Raw genomic sequence first — 23,149 nt, 5'->3', positions numbered from 1 at the left:
GGGGCACAATGGATTCATGACCACCCCTGGAGATTTCGACGCACTGTTGGTGCTCTCGTTCGGCGGACCGGAAAAGCCCGCCGACGTTCGCCCGTTTCTCGAGAACGTCACTCGCGGACGTGGTGTGCCGCCCGAGCGTCTCGACGCCGTCGTCGAGCACTACATGCACTTCGGTGGCGTGTCACCGATCAACGAACTCAATCGCGACATCATCGCCGCACTGCAGGCCGAGTTCGATTCGGCCGGAATCGAATTGCCGATCTACTTCGGTAATCGCAATTGGCATCCGATGGTCGAGGACACCGTTGCGACGATGAAGGCGGACGGCGTCCGCTCCGCGCTCGTCTTCCCGACTTCCGCGTGGGGCGGGTATTCCGGGTGCAGGCAGTACCACGAGGACATCGCCAGGGCCCGTGCATCGGTGGGGGACGACGCCCCGCATTTGCTCAAGATCCGTCAGTACTACGACCACCCGTTGATGGTCGAGGCGTTCGCCGAGGCCGTCGATGCCGCGCGCAGGTCTCTGCCAGAGGAGCATCGGGCAGGAGCGCGGCTGGTGTTCACTGCGCATTCCATTCCGTCGGCAGCCGACGCCAATGCAGGCCCACCCGCGGATGGTGGCCATCTGTACAGCCGGCAGGTTGCGGAGGCGTCGCGTCTGGTCGCGGCCGCATCCGGCAGCACCGAATACGATCTGGTGTGGCAGTCTCGTTCCGGACCACCGCAGGTTCCGTGGCTCGACCCCGACATCTGCGATCATCTCGAAGCACTGTCCGAGAAGTCCGTCGACGCGGTGATCGTGTGCCCGATCGGTTTCGTGTCCGACCACCTCGAAGTGGTGTGGGATCTCGACACCGAAGCCGAGGAGAAGGCCCGTGAACTCGGGATGGCGTTCGCTCGCGCGGGTACGCCCGGTTCCGATGCTCGATTCCCGAAGATGATCAGGGAGCTGGTGGACGAGTATCGCGTCGGCGGGACGTGCCGAGGACTCGGCAGCGTTCCCGGCTACGGATCCACCCTCGACGGCAATCGATGTGCCGTCGGATGTTGCGAGCAGCCGACGCGTCCATCGCGGCCTGCGACGGCACCTGCCTGACTGGCGGCTCCTGCCTGACGGGTGGCCTCTTGCCTGTCTCGCGGCCCAGCCCCGACAGGACCGCTACGTGTCGGTCCTGTCGGTCATCGGGCCGACTGCATCGAGGCACCGATGCTCGTCGCCACGGCGATGGTCCGGGCCGTGCGCACGGCGGCCCACAGCGGCCGGACGAGTTCTTCTCGGGCGGCCGCTGCGGCAGCAGTCGGTGCCTCCGAGGGAGTCGATCCGGCGGCGACGGTAAGGATTGCCGCGACCCGATCGGCCGATTCGAGCACTCGGAAGGCGCGTTCGGACATCTCGGGGGGATAGCGGTGCTGTGCAGCGTCGGTGATGAGCTCGGCGATGCGAGTGCGCGGGTCGGCCTCGAGAGTGCGGGTGGGGAGCGATTGCATCTGTGCGAGTGCATTCGCCGCGCCGCGCACGGCCTCGCGCATCTCGTACTCGGCCTCACCGAGACCTCGATCTCGGTGGGCGTGAGAGGGAACGTCGATCGAATACACGGTCCAGCGCAGCACGTCGGGGCCCTCGACGACGGGTACCACCCCGATTCCGGCGGAGCCCGGGGTACCGATCATCACCGCCTGCTCGGCACCGATCGCTGCACGAGAGAATTCTGTCCGGGCCGGCAGTTCGGCCACTGCGCCCGCTGCGGGCAGCACCAGACGTATCCGTTCCTCCCCGGCTGCGGGTGAGGGTCCTGCGTTCGCGGCGGTTCGGACCGCGGCGAGCGCCCCGGCGATGCCCTCTGCGTAGCCCGGAAAGCGCAGCCCGTACGTCGTTGCTGCCTCGTCGTCACCGGCACCGACCAGATGCATCGGTGCCCACTCGGACATCGCGTCGATGACGTCGTCCGGCGAACCGACACCGGCCAGCCAGGAACCGGCCCACAGGGCAAGACTTGCACTCGGAGAACACACGACTCACGAGCATAGGTCGGCGTGGCGAACCGCGCTCGGGACGCCGGTATCGCTAGCGTTGGTCGCCGTGAACGACATGTACGGCGGAGACATTCTCAAAGGGCACAGTCGCATGCGGAAGGTTCCGGCACCGGAGGTGCCGGCCGAGCGCGGCATGGTGGTCGAGGACGCGGGTTCGGGTTATTGCGGTGCTGTGGTCGGCTTCGAGCGCACGTACGACGGAGATTTCGTCCGACTCGAGGACGGCGCCCGAACGACGCGACTGTTCGCCTTGCGCGAGGCCGCATTTCTGATCGACGGCCGCCGGGTGACGCTGGTCCGCCCGAAGCCCGCGACCGCGGCCAAACCGACCAGATCGGCGTCCGGATCCACCAAGGTCGAGGGCCTGCGAGCCCGGACGGCTCGTGCCAGCCGTATCTGGGTCGAGGGTGTGCACGACGCGGCCCTGGTGGAAAGCGTGTGGGGACACGACCTTCGAGTGGAGGGCGTGGTCGTCGAACATCTCGAGGGCCTGGACAATCTGGGGGAGCGGTTGGCCGATTTCGGCCCCGGCCCGGGCCGTCGCGTCGGGGTCCTGGTCGACCACCTGGTGACCGGGTCCAAGGAATCGAAGATGACCAGATCGTTGGGCGAACACGTTCTCGTCACCGGCCATCCGTTCATCGACGTGTGGGAGGCCGTCAAGCCGTCGGCGGTCGGCATTGCGGCGTGGCCGAAGATTCCGCGCGGTCAGGACTGGAAGACCGGAATCTGTCGAGAGCTGGGCTGGGGAACTCCGCAAGAAGGATGGCGGCGGGTGTACTCGTCGGTGTCGAGCTTCCGAGATCTGGAGGCTCCACTGATCGGTGCCGTCGAACAGTTGGTCGATTTCGTCACCGAGTAGCTGTTACGACCAGCTGATCCGTCGGCGGATGTCCGATTCGTGCCAGGATGGAGCTTGTGGCAGCGATCTTGTGGCTCATAGCGGCGGTTGTGCTTGCCGGTGCCGAAGCACTGACGGGGGACTTCTTCCTACTGATGATCGCCGGCGGTGCGCTCGGTACCGCCGGGGTGTCGGCGTTGACCGACTTCCCGGTATGGGCAGACGCAATCGTTTTCGGCGTGTTGTCGTTGGCGTTGGTTCTGGGTCTGCGTCCGATCTTGTTGCGGCGCTTCGCACATCCGCCGGACACCCCGATGGGGGTTGCGGCTCTCACCGGTAAGAGTGCAGTCGTGCTCGAACAGGTCACTGCGCACGAAGGCCAGATCAAACTCGGTGGCGAGGTGTGGACCGCGCGTCCGTTGGACGAGACAGAGGTCTACGCCCCCGGTACCACCGTGACCGTGATGGAAATCGACGGTGCCACCGCCGTCGTATGGAAGGGACCGTAAAGCCAGTGGAAGCACTCATAGCACTGGCCGTCATCGTTGCGTTCGTCGCCGTGTTGATGGCCAAGTCCATCTCGATCGTCCCGCAAGCCGAGGCAGCAGTGATCGAAAGACTCGGTCGGTACACGCGTACCGTGTCCGGTCAGCTCACGTTCCTCGTCCCGTTCGTCGATCGCATCCGTGCGAAAGTCGATCTGCGAGAACGGGTCGTCTCGTTCCCGCCGCAGCCGGTCATCACCAAGGACAACCTGACGGTGTCGATCGACACCGTCGTCTATTTTCAGGTGACCAATCCACAGTCGGCCGTGTACGAGATCAACAACTACATCGTCGGTGTCGAGCAATTGACCACGACCACGCTGCGTAACGTCGTCGGCGGAATGACGTTGGAAGAGACTCTGACGTCCCGTGATTCGATCAACGGTCAGCTCCGAGTGGTGCTGGACGAGGCCACCGGTCGGTGGGGTCTTCGAGTCGCCCGCGTCGAGCTCAAGAGCATCGATCCGCCACCCTCGATTCAGGAATCGATGGAGAAGCAGATGAAGGCCGACCGCGAGAAGCGCGCGACCATTCTCACGGCCGAGGGGCACCGTGAATCGGCGATCAAGACAGCCGAGGGCGACAAGCAGAGCCGAATCCTCGCAGCCGAGGGCGGCAAGCAGGCGGCCATCCTCACTGCCGAGGGTGAGCGTCAGTCCAGAATTCTGCGGGCTCAGGGTGATCGCGCCGCGAAGTACCTCGAGGCTCAGGGGCAGGCGAAGGCCATCGAGAAGGTCTTCGGTGCCATCAAGGCCGGTAAGCCCACTCCAGAACTGTTGGCCTACCAGTACATGCAGACGTTGCCTCAGATGGCGCAGGGCGACGCGAACAAGGTGTGGATGATCCCGAGCGATTTCGGCGACGCTCTCAAGGGATTCGCCAAGACCCTCGGAGCCCCAGGCGAGGACGGGGTGTTCCGATACGAGCCCAACGAGTCCGCGGGCAACGAGCCGAAGCCCGAGGACGACTCGGACGAGGTTGCAGAGTGGTTCGAGACAAAGACCGATCCGGCTGTCGCCGAAGCCGTCAAGGCCGCCGAGGCGGTGGCCCGTAAGCCGGTGGACACGTCGTTGGCCGCATCTCCGGAGCTGTCCAAGGGTCTGGATATCGGTGCCCTGTCGGCATCTCCCGAGGCAGAACCGGAAGCGCGCTGATCACGAATTGATCGCGAATCCCACGCCCGCTGCTGCCAGTGCCCACAGAACGCTGGCGAAGGTGCCGATGATGAACTGTTCGGAGGCGTGGGATTCGCGCAGTTCGGGGTAGCGCGCAAGTCCTTTGACCGCCAGTACGATGGCGATTCCCTCGGGCCAGCCGGTGAGAATGGATACCGCAACGGCAACACGTTCGAGAATTCCTATCGTCAACCCTCCACGCAGCGGCTCGACCGGCTCGTCGTCGGTCGAGTCGTTCTGTCGTCTGGCGACGCGAAAGACGCTCGGCACCACGGCGGTGCCGCCGACGGCGGCCACGGCAACGCTCAGGACGACTCCGACTGCATGACCGACGCCGTGTGCCGGCCCGGCGAGCGTGGCAAGCACAGCGGCTGCGGTGAGCAGAGTCGAGGCAGCCGCGGTGGGGACCCACAGCCTGACGCGGTCACCGGCCGGGACGAGGGCGACACCTGCCGTCAGAGCCAGTAGAACGAGGGCGACGACGATCATGACGTGTGGCTTCCTGTCGTGTTCGCCGCGTTCAACAACCTCGCGGCAAGGGTGCGGCCGGCGTTTTCGACGTGCCAGCCGGCGACGGAAAGTCGTTGCGACATAGCCTGTTTGCTGATGTCGAGCCTTTCGGCCGCGTCGGTCTGCGACATTCCCTCTGCCATGAGCGCAACCGCTTCTCGGCCCTGGTCCGAGCGACGAGCGACGAGTATGGCAACCAAGGTCGATGCGGTTTCGGCGTCCTCGGCCGCTTCCGGCTCGGGTCCGGTGACGGCGAGCGCAGCAGGCGCGTTCTTCGCTCTGGTGACGGCGTCTCGGGCAGCCTCGAATGCCTGGCCCCGGCCGGCGCGCGTCGTGTCGGGTAACGGAAGCTCGACCGAACCGACGCCGATTCCCACGCTCCAATGCGGCGTCGCCACCAGGTCGAGGGCGATCGCGACGACGGTTGCTGCGTCCTCGCAGACGGCCTGGACCTCGTCGCCTGCGGTGCGTTCGAACGGGCGGATCAGATCGAAATCTCGATAGCGGTCCAGTAGATCGGGCACGCGATCGATGTCGCGTCTGCTGCGACGCTGGTCGACGGTCATGACGAACATTCGACAAGGCTAGAGCGTTGATTGGATCAAGTCAAGCTTCCAGGCTTGATTGTCCCGAATCAAGGTTCTCACCCTGACGCCTGTTCTCCGGTGCCGACGCGGCCTCACGAGTCCGCGACAACCGCCAGTCGACGAACAACCCGCTCACGCCGATCGCAATGCAGATCCCGGACAGCACCAGCAGTGCGGGATGGGTCTGCCCGCCGATTGCTCCACCGATCACCACGATCCCGAGGGTGCCGGGCAGCATGCCGGCGGCAGTGGCCAGAGCGAAGGGTACGAGTCGAACCGCCGACACACCGCAGGCGTAGTTCACCAGAGAGAAAGGCACCGGGGCGATCAATCGCAGAGAGCCGACCGCGAGCCACCCTCGTCGGCGCAGGCTCTCGTCGACAGAGTCGAGAGCCGAATGCGACATCCGCGACGCCACGGCTTCTCGCCCGATCGCCCGAACCAACAGCAGGGCGAGGACAGCGCTGACCGTAGAGGCACCGATCGTCACCGCCAGACCGGTGAATGGCCCGAACAGCACTCCGGCGCTCAATGTGAACAGGGTTCTGGGAATGGGTGCAATGGTCACCAGTGCATGGACGGCGAAGAACACGAGCGGAAACGCAGGACCGACCGAGGTGCCCCACTGGCGCATCTGCTCGACGCTCGGATGCGGGGCGAACACCGCAACGACAGCCAGGACGACGATCACCGCCAGTAGCGCGATCAGACGAAGGTCGCGCAGGTGCCGGGTCACGAGAGGCAAGAGTACCGGCGTGAGATGACAGAACGGTTCGGGAGCGGAGCCTGCGGAGTGACCGAAAAGGGGCGGGAGCGGAGCCTGCGGCGTGGGTCACCGAACGTGAGGTGATCCTCACGATAGCCTGCATGTAGGTGGGGTTAGCATCACTTCAAGTCGGGTGTAGGACTGCCCGCCGAACCGAGGGAGCAGCACACGTGTCCATCGCGTCGCACGAAGATGCCGCACGCAGTGCCCACGCGGCCTGGCAGCAGGCGGTGGCCGGGGTCCTGGCCAAGTCTCGCCGGGTCGATGTGGCCGATCTGCCTGCCGATCCCGAACATCTTCTCGATTCCACGACGTACGACGGAATCACGGTGTCTCCGCTGTACACCGCGTTCGACGAGCGCCCCGAGGGTCCGTTGCCGGGGCAGTTTCCGTACCTGCGGGGGCGTGATCCGCATCGGGACGTCAACGCGGGCTGGAAGGTGTGCACGCGTCACGGTTCCGACGTTCGTGACGGTGTGCCCGCGCTGAACGGTCAGATCCTCGATTCGCTCGCCAACGGCACCAGTGCGCTCTGGTTGACGGTGGGGTCGCGTGGGTTGGATCCGTCGGATCTGTCGGAGGCTCTCCGTGGTGTGCTGCTCGAGCTGGCCCCGTTGACGATCGATGCCCGCAGGGATGTTCGCGCGGCAGCGACGGCACTGTTCGACGTTCTCGATGCGGCAGAGATCGACGATCGCGCCGCCGTCGACGTCAGGCTCGGAGTGGACACTCTCACTGCTGCAGTGGCAGGCACGGAATCCATAGCGATGGCCGAGGCACTCGAACTGGCTCGCGCGTGCATCGACCGCGCCGAGTCGATGCGTGCCATCACCGTCGACGGCACCGTGTTCCACAATCTCGGTGCGTCGGATGCGCAGGAACTGGGTGCGTCGATCGCGGCCGGACTCGAGTACGTCCGTTCGATGACCGAGAACGGTGTGGCCGTCTCGGATGCTTTGCGCCAGATCGAGTTTCGATTCGCGGCAACCGACGACCAGTTCCAGACCATTGCCAAGTTTCGCGCTGCTCGCATTCTGTGGGCACGGATTGCGCAGGTGTGCGGTGCGCCCGACGCCGGTGATGCTCCTCAGCATGCGGTGACGTCGGAAGCGATGATGTCGCAGCGCGATCCGTGGGTGAACATGCTGCGTACCACTCTTGCGTCGTTCGGCGCCGGAGTGGGTGGTGCGGATTCGGTGACGGTGCTGCCGTTCGACGCGGCACTGAACGGTGGCGCCGCCGGAGTGTCCAAGACGTTCGCTGCCCGTATCGCGAGAAACACTCAGTTGCTCCTGCTGGAGGAAGCCCATCTGGGTCGGGTTCTGGATCCGGGTTCGGGCTCGTGGTACATCGAGGAACTCACGGCTGCGGTTGCCGCGACGGCGTGGGACTTCTTCCAGACCATCGAAGCGTCGGGCGGATTCGCTGCAGCAACCGCGGACGGTTCGCTGGTCGCCGACATCGAGAAGACCCGTGCAGAGCGCGATTCCGACATCGCGCATCGCATCACTCCGCTGACCGGTGTCAACGAGTTTCCGAATCTGGCCGAGGCCCCCCTGACTCCCGAGCAGACGCAGCCTGCCGGCTCGGCACCCGTGTATCGGTACGGCCGGGCATTCGAGTCGCTCCGAGATCGATCCGATTCTTATCTGGCCCAACATGATTCGCGGCCCCAGGTGCTACTGGTCCCGTTGGGGACCGTCGCCGAGCACAACGTCCGGACGACCTTCGCGTCCAATCTGTTGGCGTCGGGGGGAATCGAAGCGGTCAACCCCGGCCCCCTGGGCGTCGACGCTGTCGCCGGTGCTGTCGAAGCGTCGGGAGCCTCGATCGCCGTGGTGTGCGGAACCGACAAGCGCTACGGCGACGAGGCCGCTACTGCCGTGGATGCTCTGCGTGCAGCAGGGGTCTCGCGGGTCTTGCTCGCCGGCCCGGAAAAGATCTTCGCCGGCGTCGACGGCCCGTCCCGTCCCGATGGATTCCTGACCGCCAAGGTCGACGCCGTCGCCGTGCTGACCGAACTTCTCGACACGCTGGGAGCCTCGAAGTGAGTACCGACGAGAACCGAATCTCGCACACCATCGGCAGTTTCGCCGACGTACCGCTGGTCGATCCCGACGAGCCGACGCCGTCGTCGCCGTCCGCGGAGGACGTGGCCACACACGTGAAGAACGGTGCCAAGGCGAACTTCTACACCCCCGAGCAGGTGGTGTGGTCCACTCCCGAGGGCATCGACGTCAAGCCGGTGTACACCGAGGCAGACCGGGACGCCGCCGAGGCAGAGGGCTACCCGTTGCACAGCTATCCGGGTGCTCCGCCGTTCCTCCGCGGGCCGTATCCCACGATGTACGTCAACCAGCCGTGGACCATTCGTCAGTACGCCGGATTCTCCACCGCGGCCGAGTCCAACGCCTTCTACCGCCGCAACCTCGCGGCCGGGCAGAAAGGCCTGTCCGTGGCGTTCGATCTGGCCACGCACCGGGGCTACGACTCCGATCACCCGCGAGTGCAGGGTGACGTCGGAATGGCCGGGGTGGCAATCGATTCCATTTACGACATGCGTCAGCTGTTCGACGGCATCGACCTCGGTAGCGTCTCGGTGTCGATGACCATGAACGGAGCGGTGCTGCCGATTCTGGCGCTGTACGTCGCCGCCGCGGAGGAGCAAGGCGTCGGGCCGGAGAAACTCGCCGGCACCATCCAGAACGACATCCTCAAAGAGTTCATGGTGCGCAACACCTACATCTATCCGCCGAAGCCGTCGATGCGCATCATCTCGGATATCTTTGCGTACACCAGCGAGAAGATGCCGAAGTACAACTCGATCTCCATCTCCGGCTACCACATCCAAGAAGCCGGTGCCACAGCCGATCTCGAACTCGCCTACACCCTTGCGGACGGTGTCGAGTACATCCGGGCCGGTCTGGATGCGGGCATGGACATCGACACGTTCGCACCGCGACTGTCGTTCTTCTGGGCCATCGGAATGAATTTCTTCATGGAGGTTGCCAAGCTCCGCGCGGGGCGCCTGCTGTGGGCCGAGCTCGTCCAACAATTCGAGCCCAAGAGTGCCAAATCCCGTTCCCTGCGCACTCATTCGCAGACGTCGGGTTGGTCGCTGACCGCACAGGACGTGTTCAACAACGTCGCCCGCACCTGTGTCGAAGCCATGGCCGCGACCCAGGGCCATACGCAGTCCCTGCACACCAACGCGCTCGACGAGGCACTGGCGTTGCCGACCGACTTCTCGGCCCGTATCGCCCGCAACACTCAGCTACTCATCGCGCAGGAATCCAACACCGTTCGGCCGATCGATCCGTGGGGCGGGTCGCACTACGTCGAGTGGCTCACCCATCAGCTGGCGAATCGGGCTCGCGCACACATCGCGGAGGTCGAGGAAGCGGGCGGCATGGCGCAGGCCATCGGCGAAGGCATTCCGAAGTTGCGCATCGAGGAGGCGGCGGCTCGTACCCAGGCGCGCATCGACTCCGGGCGCCAACCGCTGGTGGGCGTCAACAAGTACGTGCCCGACGAGCCCGACACCATCGAGGTACTCAAGGTCGAGAACTCGAAGGTGAGAAAAGAACAGATCGAGAAGCTCGAGCGTCTTCGTGCCGAGCGGGACACCGCCGAGGTCGAGGCGGCATTGGCGAACCTGACTCGGGCCGCAGCGTCGGATCAGCCGGGCATGGAGAACAATCTACTGGCTCTCGCCATCGATGCCGCCCGCAAGATGGCCACCGTCGGTGAGATTTCCGACGCCTTGGAGAAGGTCTACGGGCGCCACCAGGCCGAAATCCGGACAATCAGTGGTGTGTACCGCGACGAGGCAGGCAAATCCGAGAACATCACCCGTGCCACCGCGTTGGTCGAACAGTTCGCCGAGGACGAGGGCCGTCGTCCTCGTGTTCTGGTGTGCAAGATGGGGCAGGACGGACACGACCGAGGCCAGAAGGTCATTGCCACGGCGTTCGCCGACATCGGCTTCGACGTCGACGTCGGTCCGTTGTTCCAGACGCCCGAGGAGGTGGCCCGGCAGGCGGCGGATAACGACGTCCATGTCGTCGGAGTGTCGTCGCTGGCGGCGGGCCATCTGACGCTGGTGCCTGCCTTGCGACAGGCCTTGGCCGACGTCGGGCGCGAGGACATCATGATCGTCGTCGGTGGCGTCATCCCCCCGGGCGATTTCGACGAGCTCTACGCGGCGGGTGCCGCGGCGATCTTCCCTCCGGGCACCGTCATCGCCGACGCGGCGATCGGCCTGGTGGAGAAGCTGTCCGTTGCGCTCGGGCATGCACCACGCGAGGCCAACGCCTGAATATGAACTCTCCGAACAAGGGCCGCGTCATCGACATCGATGCGGTGGCCGAGTCGGTCCGAGCGAACGAACGATCCGGCCTCGCGCGGGCGATCACGTTGGTCGAGTCGACCCGCGCGGACCATCGCGACTTGGCGCAGCAGTTGCTCCTCCGGGTACTGCCCGACGCCGGCGGATCGCACCGGGTGGGCATCACCGGGGTTCCGGGGGTCGGGAAGTCGACGTTCATCGATGCGCTCGGAATGCGGTTGATCGAACAGGGCCACCGGGTCGCGGTGCTGGCCGTCGATCCGTCGTCGACGCGGACCGGTGGTTCCATCCTGGGTGACAAGACCCGTATGTCGCGCTTGGCGGTGCAGGAGAACGCATACATCAGGCCGTCGCCGACCTCGGGAACGTTGGGCGGAGTGGCCCGCGCGACTCGAGAGACCATCGTCTTGCTCGAAGCCGCAGGGTTCGACGTGATCCTGGTCGAGACCGTGGGCGTGGGCCAGTCCGAGGTGACCGTCGCGAACATGGTCGACTGCTTCACGTTCCTCACGCTTGCGCGTACCGGGGATCAGTTGCAGGGCATCAAGAAGGGCGTTCTCGAACTCGCAGATCTGGTGGCCGTCAACAAGGCCGACGGCAAGCACGCGACCGACGCGAAGAACGCGGCGCGAGAGTTGGCGGGTGCGCTGCGGCTGATCTATCCGCACGATGCGATCTGGAAGCCCCCGGTGTTGACGATGAGCGCCATCGAAGGCACCGGCCTCGACGAGTTCTGGAACACGGTGCTCCGCCACCAGCAGGTGCTCCGTGACGCAGGCGAGTTCGCCGAGAAGCGTCGCAAGCAGCAGGTGGACTGGACGTGGACGATGGTCAACGATCAGCTACTGCGCCGGTTGGCTCAGAGCCCGTCGGTGAAGGCAATTCGAGACGACGTGGAATCTCGCGTGCGCGACGGGTCGCTCACGGCCGCATTGGCCGCTCAGGAACTACTCGACGCCTTCGATTCCTGACGTCTGCTGTCCCTACTGGGCGGGGTACAGAGTCGCCGCCAGCTCGCCGACGCGTTCGACGAGCTGATCGAAGAACGCCTGAGGATCGGCGTGGGTGGCGATGGCTGCGTTCGGAGGCTTGCCCCACATTCCGCGCCAATCCGCCACCGTCGTTCCGCGAGTGAGGGTTCCGACCAGTTCCACGTCCACGGTCGCGTGCCGGTAGGTGGCGATATCCGGTTGCACCGCCACTGCAGCGGCGAACGGATCGTGCATGTGGGCCAGAAAGCCCTGCTCGTGATCGCGATGGAATTCGAAGTAGAAGCGGACCGCGTCCGAGAAATGGCGCACGATCGGGTTCGAGGCCGTCGATCGCGTCCCCGGCGCATCGGTCGACGAGATCAGCTCGGCCGGAACGCTTCCGGCGCGTTCACCGAGAAGGCGAATGTGCTCGGGTGTCATCTCGATGGTCTCGGTGATGTCGAGTGCGCACACGATCGGACGCCGGTCCTCGGGTAGTCCGGAGAAAGCGGCGAAGACCTCCGCTGCAGCCTCGGGGTCCACCGCGATGTTCCACTCGCTCGTCGGCGTCGTGTTGCCCTGATGCTGAAAAGCACCACCCATCAGCACCAATCGCTTCAAAAGCCGAGGCAACTCGGGGTCTCGGCGGACCGCCAGCGCGAGATTGGTCAGCGGACCGGTGACGAGACCGGTGATCTCACCCGGTCGCGAGCGAACCAACTCGATCCACATCGTGGTGGCATCGCGTGCGGACAGGTCCCGACTCGACACCGGCAGCTCCGCATATCCGATGCCCTGCGGTCCGTGAGTGTCCTCGGTGGTCATCAAAGGTGCCACCAACGGCACCTGCGCACCGAGCGACACTTCGATATCGGCCGCGCGGCACAGGTCGAGCCAGGCCAGGTTGTTCGCGGCGACCTGGTTCACCGGCACGTTACCGGCGGTGGACGCTATGCCGAGGATCTCGGCCTCGTCGGTGGCCAACAGGTAGAGCAGTGCGAGCGAGTCGTCGATCCCGGTGTCGACGTCGACGATCATCGGTACGGTCATGCGTTCACCCGAGTCGTCGGGTTGTGGCGGACCGGGAAGTTGACCGATCGGGCGATGAAGCACTTGGCTGCGGCCTCGGCGTGCAGTTCCTCCGCACGGGTCACCATCGAGGACTCGGCGACCGTCACTACCGGAGCCAGGGTCACCTCGACGAACTGCCCCGAGCCGTCGGATTGCTCGGTCATGACCCCGGTGGGGGAGTCGACGTAGTCGGTGACGGTCACGTGCGACGCGGCGGCCAACCCGAGGTACCACAGCATGTGGCAGCTCGACAGCGACGCCACGAGTAGCTCCTCTGGATTCCACCGCTCGGGATTGCCTCGAAAGCTCGGATCGGAACTGGCCGAGAGATCGGGTTTTCCGGGTGCCGTGACCAAATGATCGCGGTCGTATGCGGCTGCATTCGCCGTCCCGTGTCCGAGATTGCCGGTCCAGCTCACGGCCAGGGCGTAGTCATGGGTGGGCATGGGTCCATCGTGCCAGGCCGCCGTCCACCGTCGTCACGCACGCCGAGGAGACCTGTCCGTATTGCGATCAATGCGCCAATTGTCAAGGTAGTGGCCAAGATTCGATCGACCGTCCTCTACCTGGGGGAATATACGCTCGTGCGTGCCGATGTCCGTTTCGGCGTTTGTCTGCTGGTCATTGCGCTCGCTAACGTTGCTGCAATGACGGTTGCGCAAGGTCCAGAATCGCCCGAGTCGTCACCCCAGATCCCGAAATGGGGCCAGCGCCACGTACAGCGTCTGCGGCGTGACGCATTCTTCAAACGTATGCGTCGCAAGCCGGCGATGTCGGAAGAGAGCATCACAGTCGTGGACCAGCCCATGCTCAAGCGGGCCGTGTCTGCAGCGGCACTGGGCAACACGATGGAATGGTTCGACTTCGGTGTGTACGGCTATCTGGCCGCGACACTGGGCAAGGTGTTCTACCCGGACGCGTCACCCGCAGTCCAGTTGCTGTCGACCTTCGCCACGTTCGCGGCCGCGTTCGTAGTACGGCCACTCGGTGGACTCTTCTTCGGCCCTCTCGGCGACCGCATCGGACGCCAGAAGGTCCTGGCCGCCACCATGATCATGATGTCGATCGGTACGTTGGCCGTCGGCCTGATTCCCAGCTACGACTCGATCGGAATCTGGGCTCCCATCCTGCTGCTCGTCGCCCGCCTGGTTCAGGGATTCTCGACCGGTGGTGAATACGGCGGTGCCACGACCTTCATCGCCGAATACTCACCCGACAAAAGACGTGGTTTTCTCGGCAGTTGGCTCGACTTCGGCACTTTCGTCGGATACGCGATGGGGTCCGGATTGGTGACGATTCTCAATGCGGTACTGGGCGACGCCACCATGATCGAATGGGGCTGGCGCATACCGTTCTTCATTGCCGGACCGATGGGCATCATCGGTTTGTACCTGCGCCTCAAGCTCGAGGACACCCCCGCGTTCCGCAAGCAACTCGACGAGCACGACTCCAAGGTCAAGGCGCAGGAGACCGGACGCAGCTCGATCGGAAAGATCTTCACGGTCCATTGGAAAGCACTGCTCATCTGCATGGGAATCGTGTTGCTGTACAACGTCACCAACTACATGGTGACCTCGTACCTGCCCACGTACTTCACCGAGGTCGTCGGTCGCAGCCAGCTCAGCGCCGATCTGTTGGTCTTGTCCGCGATGGTCGTGGTCGTGTCCATCATCGTGGCCGTCGGTCGGCTGACCGACCGAATCGGCCGCAAGCCGGTGTTCGTGTTCGGTGCCATCGGACAGATAGTCCTGGCCATCCCGTGCTTTCTGCTGATTCAGCGCAGCGGATGGATCGGGCCTCTGATTGCGTGCCTGCTGCTGGGAGTGGTGTTGGCGTGCTTCGCCGCACCCAGCGCCTCCACCTTGCCTGCACTGTTCCCGACGCGCGTGCGCTACGCCGCACTGTCGATCGGATTCAACCTGTCGGTGTCGATCTTCGGCGGCACCACACCGCTGGTCACCTCGGCCCTGGTCAGTTCCACCGGCAGCACCATGATCCCGGCCTACTACCTGATCATCAGCGGCGTCATCGGTCTGATCGCCGTCGGTTTCCTCCGCGAGTCGGCTACTCAGCCGCTCGATGGTTCTCCGCCCCAGGTGGATTCGACCGAGGAGGCCAAGGATCTGTACACCGAGGCTTCTGCACTGACCGGGAGTAGCTCCGCAGACCGGTCAGCGCGGTAACCAACCGGCCTCGTCGCTACCCCAGACGTGAGCCGGGTACGCGTAGTCGGAGTAGCAGTCGAACACCGGTCGCGCTGCCGTCACCGAGCCGTGCGTGACCACGCACTCGGGTGGCGGTAGCGCGGCGGGGCCGTGTTCGGGGTCGCGCCCGGGAAGACCGGTCAGCCACGCCGCCGTTGCTGCGAGCGCTACGTCGACCGGTGCCGCAGCGCCCGACCCTTCTACGCGCGCCGCCAGTTCCGAGACGATTCCGGCAGCCAGCAGATAACCGCTCGCATGATCGAGCGCCTGAGCCGGAAGCCGACCGGGCCGACCGTCACGGCCTTCCAGAACAGAGATACCGCTCGCAGCCTGAACGAGGCTGTCGAAGCCCCGCCGCCGCGACCAGGGACCCTCTGTGCCCCATGCGCTGATGCGCCCGTGGACGAGGTCCGCCCGGTGTTCGAGGCCGAAACGATCGAGGGCCCCCGGCCGATACCCGGTGACGAGCACGTCGGCCGAGTCGAGGAGCCCGAGCATCCGATCGAGTCCCTCCGCCGTGTCCAGGTCCAGCAGGGCCGACCGCTTGCCCTGGCCGTTCTCCAGATGCTGCCAGGGCAACTCCGGGTGCCGGGGCGAATCGACACGGAGCACGTCGGCACCGAGAAGTGCGAGAGCGCGCGTAGCGACAGGACCGGCAATCACCCGCGTCAGATCGAGCACCCGGATACCCGCCAACGGGTATTCGGCACCGTGTGGCCAAAGCGACGAAAGCAGCCGGAACGACGGAATGCGCACTCGGGCAGCCGGATCGGCCGCACTTCGTGTAACGACCGGACCGGAGCTCGCGGCAATACCAGCGGGGTGAGCGGACCATTGATCTTCCGTGCGGACCCGCACGGCCAGAGCGCCCGACGCCGCGCACAGCTCTTCGAGCTCGAACCCGGACATTCCACGGAGTCGATCGCCGAACACGTCGATCGACTCCGCCGAGCCGGCGCCACCGAGGCCCACCACACCGAGCAATGCCTCTCGGTGGTGTGGGTAGTTGGCGTGGGTTCTCACCCAACCGTCGGACACCGGGAAGAAGCCGGACAGATCGGCGAAACCCTGCACCGGCTCGCCGTCGATCCGCAACACGGTGTCGCCCATGAACGACGCGGTGATACGCGCCATGGACGCTGTCGGCGTCACCGTCTCGGAATCCGTCGTCACCGATCCCAGCGCGCTTTGCAACTGGGCGACGGCGGTGCCGAGGGCACCGACCGACTCGGCGGCGAGCGCCGCGACCGGAAGTGTCGATGCGAGATATCCAGTCGTGCCCGACGTTCCCTGCACCGCAATCAGTTCCGCTTGGCCCAGATCTCCATACCGGCCGCATTCAGACGGTCCACCAGAACGTCGCCCATGGCCGTCGCGGGAGTGAGAACTCCGCTGGCTTTCGGCAGTGCGTCTCCACCGAGAACCAGCGCGAGTGCGGACTCGGCGAGCATGACCGCCGTCGCCTTGTAGCCGGGGTCGCCGGACGCTTTGACCCGGGCCCGGTATCGCGCCCCGGACGTCGTCAGGGTGTATAGATCGACCGTGAAATGGCCCTTCTCTCGGGCCTTTTCACTGGGGCCGCTACCGGGCTTGGGCAGGATGCGATCGAGCACCTTGCCCGGCAGTACCGTCATGGCCGACACTCCGACGAACAGTCCTGCCGACAGTGCACCGGCGAGCACCGGGCTGACGACGGACGAGCCGACGCTCATCACCTCGCTGTACCGGAACTGCTTCCCGTAGGCCCAGTCTCGAAGTGCATTGGTACGCCGCACGACTCGTGTGTTGTACGAGGCCATCACGAACGGAGCCTTCCACCCGCGCAGGCTCGGATCGATCTTCTTTCCGTCGATGAGCACGGTATCGAGTTGGCGGCCGAGCTGAGGCTCGAGGCTTCGATCGGGGCTCAGCGAATACGGACGGGCCGCGATGCGTCGGGCCCGCTTGTCCTTCTTCATGGCCTCGATCTGACCACGGAGCGAGTCGACGGTACCGCCACTGACCCCGCCCGACATCGAGGTGACCACGAGCGTGGTGTCGGTGAGTTCGCCCGCATTGTCGGCCGTGACGGCCTCGTACAGAGCGTGGACACCGATGTCGGACGGAACCGAGTCGAACCCGCACGAGTGGACGATCCTGGCACCGGTACGTTGTGCGATCTCGTGGTTGGTGTCGATGCTCTCGCGAGCGAAGAGCACCTCGCCGGTGAGGTCGACGTAGTCGGTTCCGGCCTCGGCGCACGCAGTTGCCAGTGGCATGCCGTACTTGGCATACGGGCCGACCGTCGTGATGACGACTCGGGTCGATTCGACCATGGATCGCAGCGCAGCGGTGTCGGCGGCGTCGGCTTCGATGACGGGCCAGTTCTGGGCGGTGGGTCCCAGTTCCTTTCGCGCTGCCTCGATGCGTCCGGTGGACCTGCCTGCCAGCGCGATACGGGTGTCGGCAGGCGCGTGTTCGGCGAGGTACTTCGCCGTCAGCTTTCCTACGAATCCGGTGACGCCGTAGACGACGATGTCGTGGGTGCGGTCGGGGCCTGAGGTGAAATCCGAGTCGGACGTAGTCATGGTTACGACACTAACGCGAACGCCGCCGGCAGCGTCGGCTAGTGGGTCCAGGTGTGCACGGGTTCTCCCGTGTCCATCCTGTCCACGTAATCTCCCAACATCCCCGCGAGAGCCTGCTCCCGAGTATCGCCGGCCCGTTCGCGCGCGACGACGGCGGCTCGCTGCCACCCCGAACCCGACTGCTTGGCCAGGCACCGCGCTTCGATAATGCCGAGATAGCGGTCACGTACGGCAGAGTCGACGCCGTACGCGGCGAGACCGGCCTCGGCCATCGGAAGCAATCGGCGCAGTACCAGCTCCTGCGGACTCACCCAGCCGACCTCGGGCCAGTAGAGCATCGAATCGAACCCGCCGCGCGCCGCGGAGTGCACGTTCTCCTCGGCGGCATCGAACGACATCTGCGACCACAGGGGCCGATCGGCATCCGCGAGAGCCCGTACGGTGCCGTAGTAGAACGCGGCATCGGCGAGGGTGTCGACGACTGTCGGTCCGGCAGGCAGAACGCGGTTCTCGAGCCGGATGTGGTGCCCGTCGCCGGACCGATCGTAAATCGGCCGGTTCCACCGGTACACGGTTCCGTTGTGCATCCGCAGTTCCGACAGCGACGGTGTGTCACCTCGGGCCAGAGCGGCTTTGGGGTCCTCTTCGCTGCTCACCGGGAGCAGGGCGGGGAAGTAGCGCGAGTTCTCCTCGAACAGGTCGAAGATCGAGGTGATCCATCGCTCCCCGAACCACACTCGCGGGCGAACTCCCTGGTTCTTGAGCTCCTGCGGCCTCGTATCGGTGGCCTGCTCGAACAACGGTATGCGGGTCTCGTGCCACAGTGCACGCCCGGCGAGGAACGGCGAGTTCGCGGCGAGCGCGACCTGAACACCCGACAACGCCTGTGCGGCATTCCAATACGACGCGAACTCGTCAGGGGCGACTTGCAGATGCAGTTGGACGGACGTGCAGGCCGCCTCGGGCAGAATCGTGTCGGTCACGATATCGAGGTTCTCGGCGGCCGCAGACCCGGGCAGACGCACGCCCGCGATCTTCAGTTCGATGTCCTCACCACGGGCGGCGAAGATCTGCTGGTTCAGTAGGTCGTATCGCGGATTCGCCGACAGCCACCGATGCTCGAAGTGTTCCTTCGTCAGAGTCGGGAGCATGCCGATCATGGCAAGTCGACTACCCGAGCCACGGGCCCGCTCGTCGGCAGCATTCAGCGATCGCCGCAGATCCGTCTCCAACTCGGCGATCGACGAGCCCCGCAGCGGTCGAGGATCGACGTTGATCTCGATGTTGAACTGGCCCAGCTCGGTCTGATAATCAGGATCGGCGATGGCGTCGAGTACTTCGGCATTGGCCATCGACGGTGCCATGTCCTCGTCTACGAGGTTGAGCTCGATCTCCATGCCGATCTGGGGTTCGCCGACCTGGAACGTCTCGTCGGCCAACATGATGGCCAACGCGTCGAGACAGTCCTGAACCTTCTGCCGAAACTGGTGTCGGTCCTGTCTGGTGAACTTTCGGCGTTCGACATCCTCGCCCATGGTGACCGCCTAACGCTGTGTCTCGGTGCCGTTCGCTCACGCGAGACGGCGTCGTTTCCGAGTATCGCAGCCCGGGGTTGCTCCGGGGCATCCACGTGCAGAATCGCCCGGAGGAACGACCCCGGGGCCGATCGTCACCAGGGCGAGGGCTGGTAATCCTTGAGGAACGAGCCGTACAGATCGATTCCGAGTTCGCCCTGCACGATGGGGTCGTACACCCGCGCAGCACCGTCGACCAGATCCAGCGGCGCGTGGAAGCCCTCGTCGGCCAGCCGCATCTTGGTGGGGTGCGGGCGCTCGTCGGTGATCCATCCGGTGTCGACGGCGGTCATCAGGATGCCGCTCTCCACCATCTCCTTGGCGCTGGTGCGGGTCAGCATGTTCAGTGCCGCCTTGGCCATGTTGGTGTGCGGATGCCCCGGGCCCTTGTATGCCCGACCGAACTGACCCTCCATGGCAGAAACGTTGACCACGTACTTGCGTCGAGCCTGCGACGCCTCCATCGACGCGCGCAGGCGTGAGACGAGGATGAACGGTGCCACGGAATTGCACAGCTGCACTTCGAGCAACTCGACCGGATCGACCTGCTCGACGGTGTGAATCCAGCTGTTGGTCTCGGCGAGGTCGGGCACCAGGCCGCCCGCGTCGATCGCCAGTCCGTTCTCGATGCGCTCCGCTGTCACCGAACCCGCCACCATCGCCAGAGACGCAACGTCGTCTGCGCTCAGAGTCGCCGAGACCTGCTGACCGCCGATCGCCGTGGCCGGCAACGAGCTGGCCAACGACGCAGGGTGGGCGTCGCTGGTCTTGCCGAACGTGATCCGTTCCGGCCCGGCACCGTCGGTCAGTGCCGCGGGCAACGGTTCCGCTTCGGCGTCGGCCAGCGCGCTGTACGAGCCGGGGGAGCGCTTGACCGTCTGCGCAGCGTTGTTGATCAGAATGTCGAGCGGTCCCTCGGCCGCCACCGAATCCGCAAGAGCGACAACCTGTGCCGGATCTCGTAGGTCGATGCCGACGACGCGCAGACGATGGAGCCATTGGTCGCTGTCGTCCATCGCGGCGAATCGCCGCACCGCATCGTTGGGGAAGCGGGTGGTGATGGTCGTATGGGCACCGTCGCGCAGCAGTCGAAGCGCGATGTACATCCCGATCTTCGCTCGGCCACCGGTCAACAGTGCACGTCGCCCCGACAGGTCGGTCCGAGCGTTTCGCTTACCGCGGTTGAGAGCCGCGCACTCGGGGCACAGCTGGTGATAGAACGAATCGACATCGGTGTAGCGCTGCTTGCAGATGTAGCACGGGCGCGCCCTGATCAAGGTGCCCGCGATCTCACCCTCGGCGCGCGAGGTGAGGGACAGACCTGCGGTCTCGTCGTCGATACGATCCGGGGATCCGGTCGCCGTGGCCGCCACGACGGCCCGGTCGGCTGCGCTGACGGCGTTCCGTGCGGCAACGCGTCGAGCACGCTTGAGATCTTTGAACATGGCACCGGACGCCCGCTGGACGGCGATGGAATCCGGATGATTCTTGTCCAGCTCGGCGGCTTGTGCGAGCACCCGCAGACACGTGTCGAGATCGGTGGGGTCGATCGAGTCCATCTTCAGTCTCCTAGCATCGGCCCGGTCGAGCCGTCGACGTGAGAACAACGAAAAAGACCCCGATTCCGAAGAATCAGGGTCAGTTTCGTCTGTCTCAACTCAGATCTTTGAAAATCTTTGTCTGTGAACAACATTCAGACGGTGTCCGAGGGGGGACTTGAACCCCCACGTCCGTTAATAGGACACTAGCACCTCAAGCTAGCGCGTCTGCCATTCCGCCACTCGGACATGTGCGACCGTTGCCGCATATTCTCTTGTTGCTCTCACAGCTGGTCGCTGTGCGCTGCGTAAGATTATCCGACGGGTTCCCGATAACCCAAATCCCCACGTCAGTTCATGCGTCGAGCGGTTTTCGGTGGTGCCCCGACACCTCGGTGATGGTAGGAACGACGATGTGGCAAACGATTCGAACGATCCCGAAGTGAGCAATGCCCGAAGCCGAGGAGAACGCGCTCCCACCGTCGCTCTCGACGAAGTGGTGGAGCTGGTCAGCTCTCTGATCAGGTTCGACACCTCGAACACCGGCGAACTCGACACCACGGTCGGCGAGAAGGAATGCGCCGAATGGGTGGCGAGCAAGCTCGAAGAGGTGGGGTACGAGACCGAGTACGTCGAATCCGGTGCCCCCGGACGCGGCAACGTCTTCGCCTGGCTGCGCGGCGCCGACTCGTCCCGTGGAGCTCTGCTCGTACACGGACACCTCGACGTCGTCCCGGCCGAGCCGGCCGACTGGAGTGTGCACCCGTTCTCCGGAGCCGTCGAAGACGGCTACGTCTGGGGTCGAGGTGCCGTGGACATGAAGGACATGGTCGGGATGGCACTGGCGCTGGCCCGCCAGTTCAAGTCGAACGGCACGGTTCCGCCCCGCGACATCCTGTTCGCGTTCCTCGCCGACGAGGAGGCGGGCGGCAAGTACGGATCGCACTGGCTGGTCGACAACCGACCGGATTTGTTCGAGGGCGTGACGGAGGCAGTCGGCGAAGTCGGCGGGTTCTCTCTGACGGTCGCTCGACCGGACGGCACCGAGAAGCGGCTGTACATGGTCGAAACCGCCGAGAAGAGTCTGGCGTGGATGCGGCTGACCGCGAAGGCGCGGGCCGGACACGGATCGTTCCTGCACGACGACAACGCCGTGACCTACCTGGCCGAGGCCGTGGCGAAACTGGGCAATCACACATTTCCCCTGGTGCTCACCGAGTCGGTATCGCAGTTCTTGCAGGCGGTCTCCGAGGAATCCGGACTCGACTTCGATCCGACGTCACCGGACATCGACGGCACGCTGCTCAAACTCGGCAGCATCGCCCGCATCGTCGGCGCGACCCTGCGTGACACGGCGAACCCCACGATGCTCTCGGCCGGCTACAAGGCCAACGTGATCCCGCAGACCGCGACAGCCGTGGTGGATTGCCGCGTGTTGCCCGGCCGCCAGGCGGCCTTCGAGAAGGAGGTCGACGAACTGATCGGCCCGAATGTCGAACGCGAGTGGATCACCAAGCTCGAACCGTACGAGACCACGTTCGACGGGGATCTCGTCGACGCGATGAACGACGCCGTCCTCGCGCACGACCCCAACGGGCGCACCGTGCCGTACATGTTGTCCGGCGGTACCGACGCAAAGGCGTTCGCGCGCATCGGAATTCGTTGTTTCGGGTTCGCTCCGCTCAAGCTTCCGCCCGAACTCGATTTCGCGGCGTTGTTTCACGGCATCGACGAACGAGTACCCGTGGAGTCGTTGGAGTTCGGCACACAGGTGCTCGAGCACTTCTTGATGCACAGCTGATACGAAAGGAACCATCGTGGCGTACAACCCATACGACTCGCTTCCGGACCTACCGTCCTTCGAGTTGACGTCCGAGGATGTGCAGGACGGCAAGCCCCTGAAGGCCCAGCAGGTCAGCGGAATCATGGGAGCCGGTGGACACGACAACTCCCCGCAGCTGTCCTGGTCCGGATTTCCCGAGGGCACCAAGAGCTTCGCGGTGACGGTCTACGATCCCGACGCACCGACCGCCTCGGGGTTCTGGCATTGGGCCGTGGCGAACATTCCGGTCGAGACGACGTCGCTGGTCTCGGGAGCAGGCGACGACGGTGGAACCGGGGTGCCCAGTACGGCCGTGACGCTGAAGAACGACGCGGGCCTGTTCCGGTACATCGGTGCTGCCCCGCCCGCAGGCCACGGCCCACACCGCTACTTCATCGCGGTGCACGCCGTGGACGTCGATCGGCTCGAGGTCGACGAGACGGCGACCCCGGCGTACCTCGGGTTCAACCTGTTCTCGCACGCCATCGGACGTGCCGTGATCACGGGTACCTACGAGGCCTGATCTGGGTCTCGTCGTGGGGGGGGTGGGTAGGCGGGGGGCGGCGAAAAAAGCCCCCCCCGGGGGGGGGGGATTG

The 23,149-nt window shown here is 65.1% G+C and carries 20 protein-coding genes and 1 tRNA gene; 10 read left to right on the top strand and 11 right to left on the bottom strand.

The annotated features are described in order from the left end of the window. Nucleotides 1-16: 16 nt before the first annotated feature. On the top strand, nt 17-1,096 hold the full coding sequence (locus AB0P23_RS07345) for a ferrochelatase (protein WP_032365774.1): 1,080 nt from the start codon (nt 17-19) through the stop codon (nt 1,094-1,096). An 83-nt stretch (nt 1,097-1,179) separates the two neighbouring features. Here the strand turns inward: AB0P23_RS07345 and AB0P23_RS07340 are convergent, their stop codons facing one another. Next, nucleotides 1,180-2,013: a hypothetical protein gene (locus tag AB0P23_RS07340; RefSeq protein ID WP_048318436.1), complete on the bottom strand. Its 834-nt coding sequence runs from the start codon at nt 2,011-2,013 to the stop codon at nt 1,180-1,182. Between the two features lie 76 nt (nt 2,014-2,089). Here AB0P23_RS07340 and AB0P23_RS07335 point away from each other — a divergent pair, with 76 nt between their 5' ends. The 3 genes from AB0P23_RS07335 to AB0P23_RS07325 are packed head-to-tail and all read left to right on the top strand — an operon-like array spanning nt 2,090 to nt 4,574. Continuing rightward, nucleotides 2,090-2,896 (top strand): DUF3097 domain-containing protein, encoded by an 807-nt coding sequence (locus AB0P23_RS07335; protein WP_032365846.1) that lies wholly within the window; start codon nt 2,090-2,092, stop codon nt 2,894-2,896. 56 nt (nt 2,897-2,952) lie between these two features. Continuing rightward, nucleotides 2,953-3,384: an NfeD family protein gene (locus AB0P23_RS07330; RefSeq protein ID WP_027497041.1), complete on the top strand. Its 432-nt coding sequence runs from the start codon at nt 2,953-2,955 to the stop codon at nt 3,382-3,384. Nucleotides 3,385-3,389: 5 nt separating this feature from the next. After that, entirely contained in the window at nt 3,390-4,574 is a 1,185-nt protein-coding gene (locus tag AB0P23_RS07325) for an SPFH domain-containing protein (protein WP_032370513.1), read from the top strand. Here the strand turns inward: AB0P23_RS07325 and AB0P23_RS07320 are convergent, their stop codons facing one another. Genes AB0P23_RS07320 through AB0P23_RS07310 form a run of 3 tightly spaced genes read right to left on the bottom strand, consistent with a single transcriptional unit; the run spans nt 4,575 to nt 6,428 of the window. Continuing rightward, the gene (locus AB0P23_RS07320; RefSeq protein WP_094715397.1) at nt 4,575-5,084 is read right to left on the bottom strand and encodes a hypothetical protein; all 510 of its coding nucleotides are present in this window, start codon (nt 5,082-5,084) and stop codon (nt 4,575-4,577) included. Next, nucleotides 5,081-5,680 carry a hypothetical protein gene (locus AB0P23_RS07315; RefSeq protein WP_206497537.1) on the bottom strand — a complete coding sequence of 200 codons (600 nt, stop codon included), beginning with the start codon at nt 5,678-5,680 and terminating at the stop codon, nt 5,081-5,083. Before AB0P23_RS07315 ends, AB0P23_RS07320 begins: the two co-directional genes overlap by 4 nt. 31 nt (nt 5,681-5,711) lie before the next feature. Then, nucleotides 5,712-6,428, bottom strand: a complete 717-nt coding sequence (locus AB0P23_RS07310) for a TVP38/TMEM64 family protein (protein WP_032400764.1) — start codon at nt 6,426-6,428, stop codon at nt 5,712-5,714. 200 nt (nt 6,429-6,628) lie between these two features. Between AB0P23_RS07310 and mutA the strand changes: the two genes are divergently transcribed. Genes mutA through meaB form a run of 3 tightly spaced genes read left to right on the top strand, consistent with a single transcriptional unit; the run spans nt 6,629 to nt 11,777 of the window. Beyond that, entirely contained in the window at nt 6,629-8,509 is a 1,881-nt protein-coding gene (gene mutA / locus AB0P23_RS07305; protein WP_206497538.1) for a methylmalonyl-CoA mutase small subunit, read from the top strand. After that, nucleotides 8,506-10,776, top strand: coding sequence for a methylmalonyl-CoA mutase (gene scpA / locus AB0P23_RS07300; protein ID WP_032372446.1), 2,271 nt, complete (start codon nt 8,506-8,508; stop codon nt 10,774-10,776). The genes mutA and scpA overlap by 4 nt, the downstream gene beginning before the upstream one ends. A 2-nt stretch (nt 10,777-10,778) precedes the next feature. Then, nucleotides 10,779-11,777: a methylmalonyl Co-A mutase-associated GTPase MeaB gene (meaB, locus tag AB0P23_RS07295; RefSeq protein ID WP_032365780.1), complete on the top strand. Its 999-nt coding sequence runs from the start codon at nt 10,779-10,781 to the stop codon at nt 11,775-11,777. A gap of 12 nt (nt 11,778-11,789) precedes the next feature. On the opposite strand, the gene AB0P23_RS07290 is transcribed toward meaB, so the two are convergent. Together AB0P23_RS07290 and AB0P23_RS07285 are read right to left on the bottom strand one after the other, a co-directional pair. Beyond that, nucleotides 11,790-12,827 (bottom strand): nucleoside hydrolase, encoded by a 1,038-nt coding sequence (locus tag AB0P23_RS07290; protein WP_094717472.1) that lies wholly within the window; start codon nt 12,825-12,827, stop codon nt 11,790-11,792. Then, nucleotides 12,824-13,294, bottom strand: a complete 471-nt coding sequence (locus AB0P23_RS07285) for an OsmC family protein (protein WP_032372444.1) — start codon at nt 13,292-13,294, stop codon at nt 12,824-12,826. The genes AB0P23_RS07290 and AB0P23_RS07285 overlap by 4 nt, the downstream gene beginning before the upstream one ends. Before the next feature lie 201 nt (nt 13,295-13,495). Between AB0P23_RS07285 and proP the strand changes: the two genes are divergently transcribed. Continuing rightward, nucleotides 13,496-15,031 carry a glycine betaine/L-proline transporter ProP gene (gene proP / locus AB0P23_RS07280; RefSeq protein ID WP_045841908.1) on the top strand — a complete coding sequence of 512 codons (1,536 nt, stop codon included), beginning with the start codon at nt 13,496-13,498 and terminating at the stop codon, nt 15,029-15,031. Here proP and AB0P23_RS07275 read toward each other — a convergent pair. From AB0P23_RS07275 to AB0P23_RS07255, 5 genes are all read right to left on the bottom strand, one after another. Next, on the bottom strand, nt 15,020-16,348 hold the full coding sequence (locus AB0P23_RS07275) for a CoA transferase (protein ID WP_283348091.1): 1,329 nt from the start codon (nt 16,346-16,348) through the stop codon (nt 15,020-15,022). The genes proP and AB0P23_RS07275 overlap by 12 nt on opposite strands. Before the next feature lie 5 nt (nt 16,349-16,353). Then, on the bottom strand, nt 16,354-17,619 hold the full coding sequence (locus AB0P23_RS07270) for a saccharopine dehydrogenase NADP-binding domain-containing protein (RefSeq protein WP_037219349.1): 1,266 nt from the start codon (nt 17,617-17,619) through the stop codon (nt 16,354-16,356). Between the two features lie 38 nt (nt 17,620-17,657). Continuing rightward, nucleotides 17,658-19,154, bottom strand: coding sequence for a glutamate-cysteine ligase family protein (locus AB0P23_RS07265; protein WP_032372441.1), 1,497 nt, complete (start codon nt 19,152-19,154; stop codon nt 17,658-17,660). Nucleotides 19,155-19,288: 134 nt separating this feature from the next. Beyond that, entirely contained in the window at nt 19,289-20,752 is a 1,464-nt protein-coding gene (locus tag AB0P23_RS07260; RefSeq protein WP_032372440.1) for an SDR family NAD(P)-dependent oxidoreductase, read from the bottom strand. A 142-nt stretch (nt 20,753-20,894) separates the two neighbouring features. Next, a tRNA-Leu gene (locus AB0P23_RS07255) sits at nt 20,895-20,980 on the bottom strand. A 193-nt stretch (nt 20,981-21,173) separates the two neighbouring features. On the opposite strand from AB0P23_RS07255, the gene AB0P23_RS07250 reads away from it, so the two are divergent. Together AB0P23_RS07250 and AB0P23_RS07245 are read left to right on the top strand one after the other, a co-directional pair. Beyond that, complete coding sequence (locus tag AB0P23_RS07250; protein ID WP_080729261.1) at nt 21,174-22,532, top strand: M20/M25/M40 family metallo-hydrolase; 1,359 nt, start codon at nt 21,174-21,176, stop codon at nt 22,530-22,532. Nucleotides 22,533-22,548: 16 nt separating this feature from the next. Next, nucleotides 22,549-23,076, top strand: a complete 528-nt coding sequence (locus AB0P23_RS07245; protein WP_027497057.1) for a YbhB/YbcL family Raf kinase inhibitor-like protein — start codon at nt 22,549-22,551, stop codon at nt 23,074-23,076. Nucleotides 23,077-23,149 lie beyond the last annotated feature (73 nt).

The sequence above is a fragment of the Rhodococcus sp. NPDC077669 genome (assembly GCF_040686915.1).
In the GTDB taxonomy this organism is placed as follows: Bacteria; Actinomycetota; Actinomycetes; order Mycobacteriales; family Mycobacteriaceae; genus Rhodococcoides; species Rhodococcoides fascians.
This window is presented reverse-complemented; position numbering and strand designations above follow the sequence as displayed.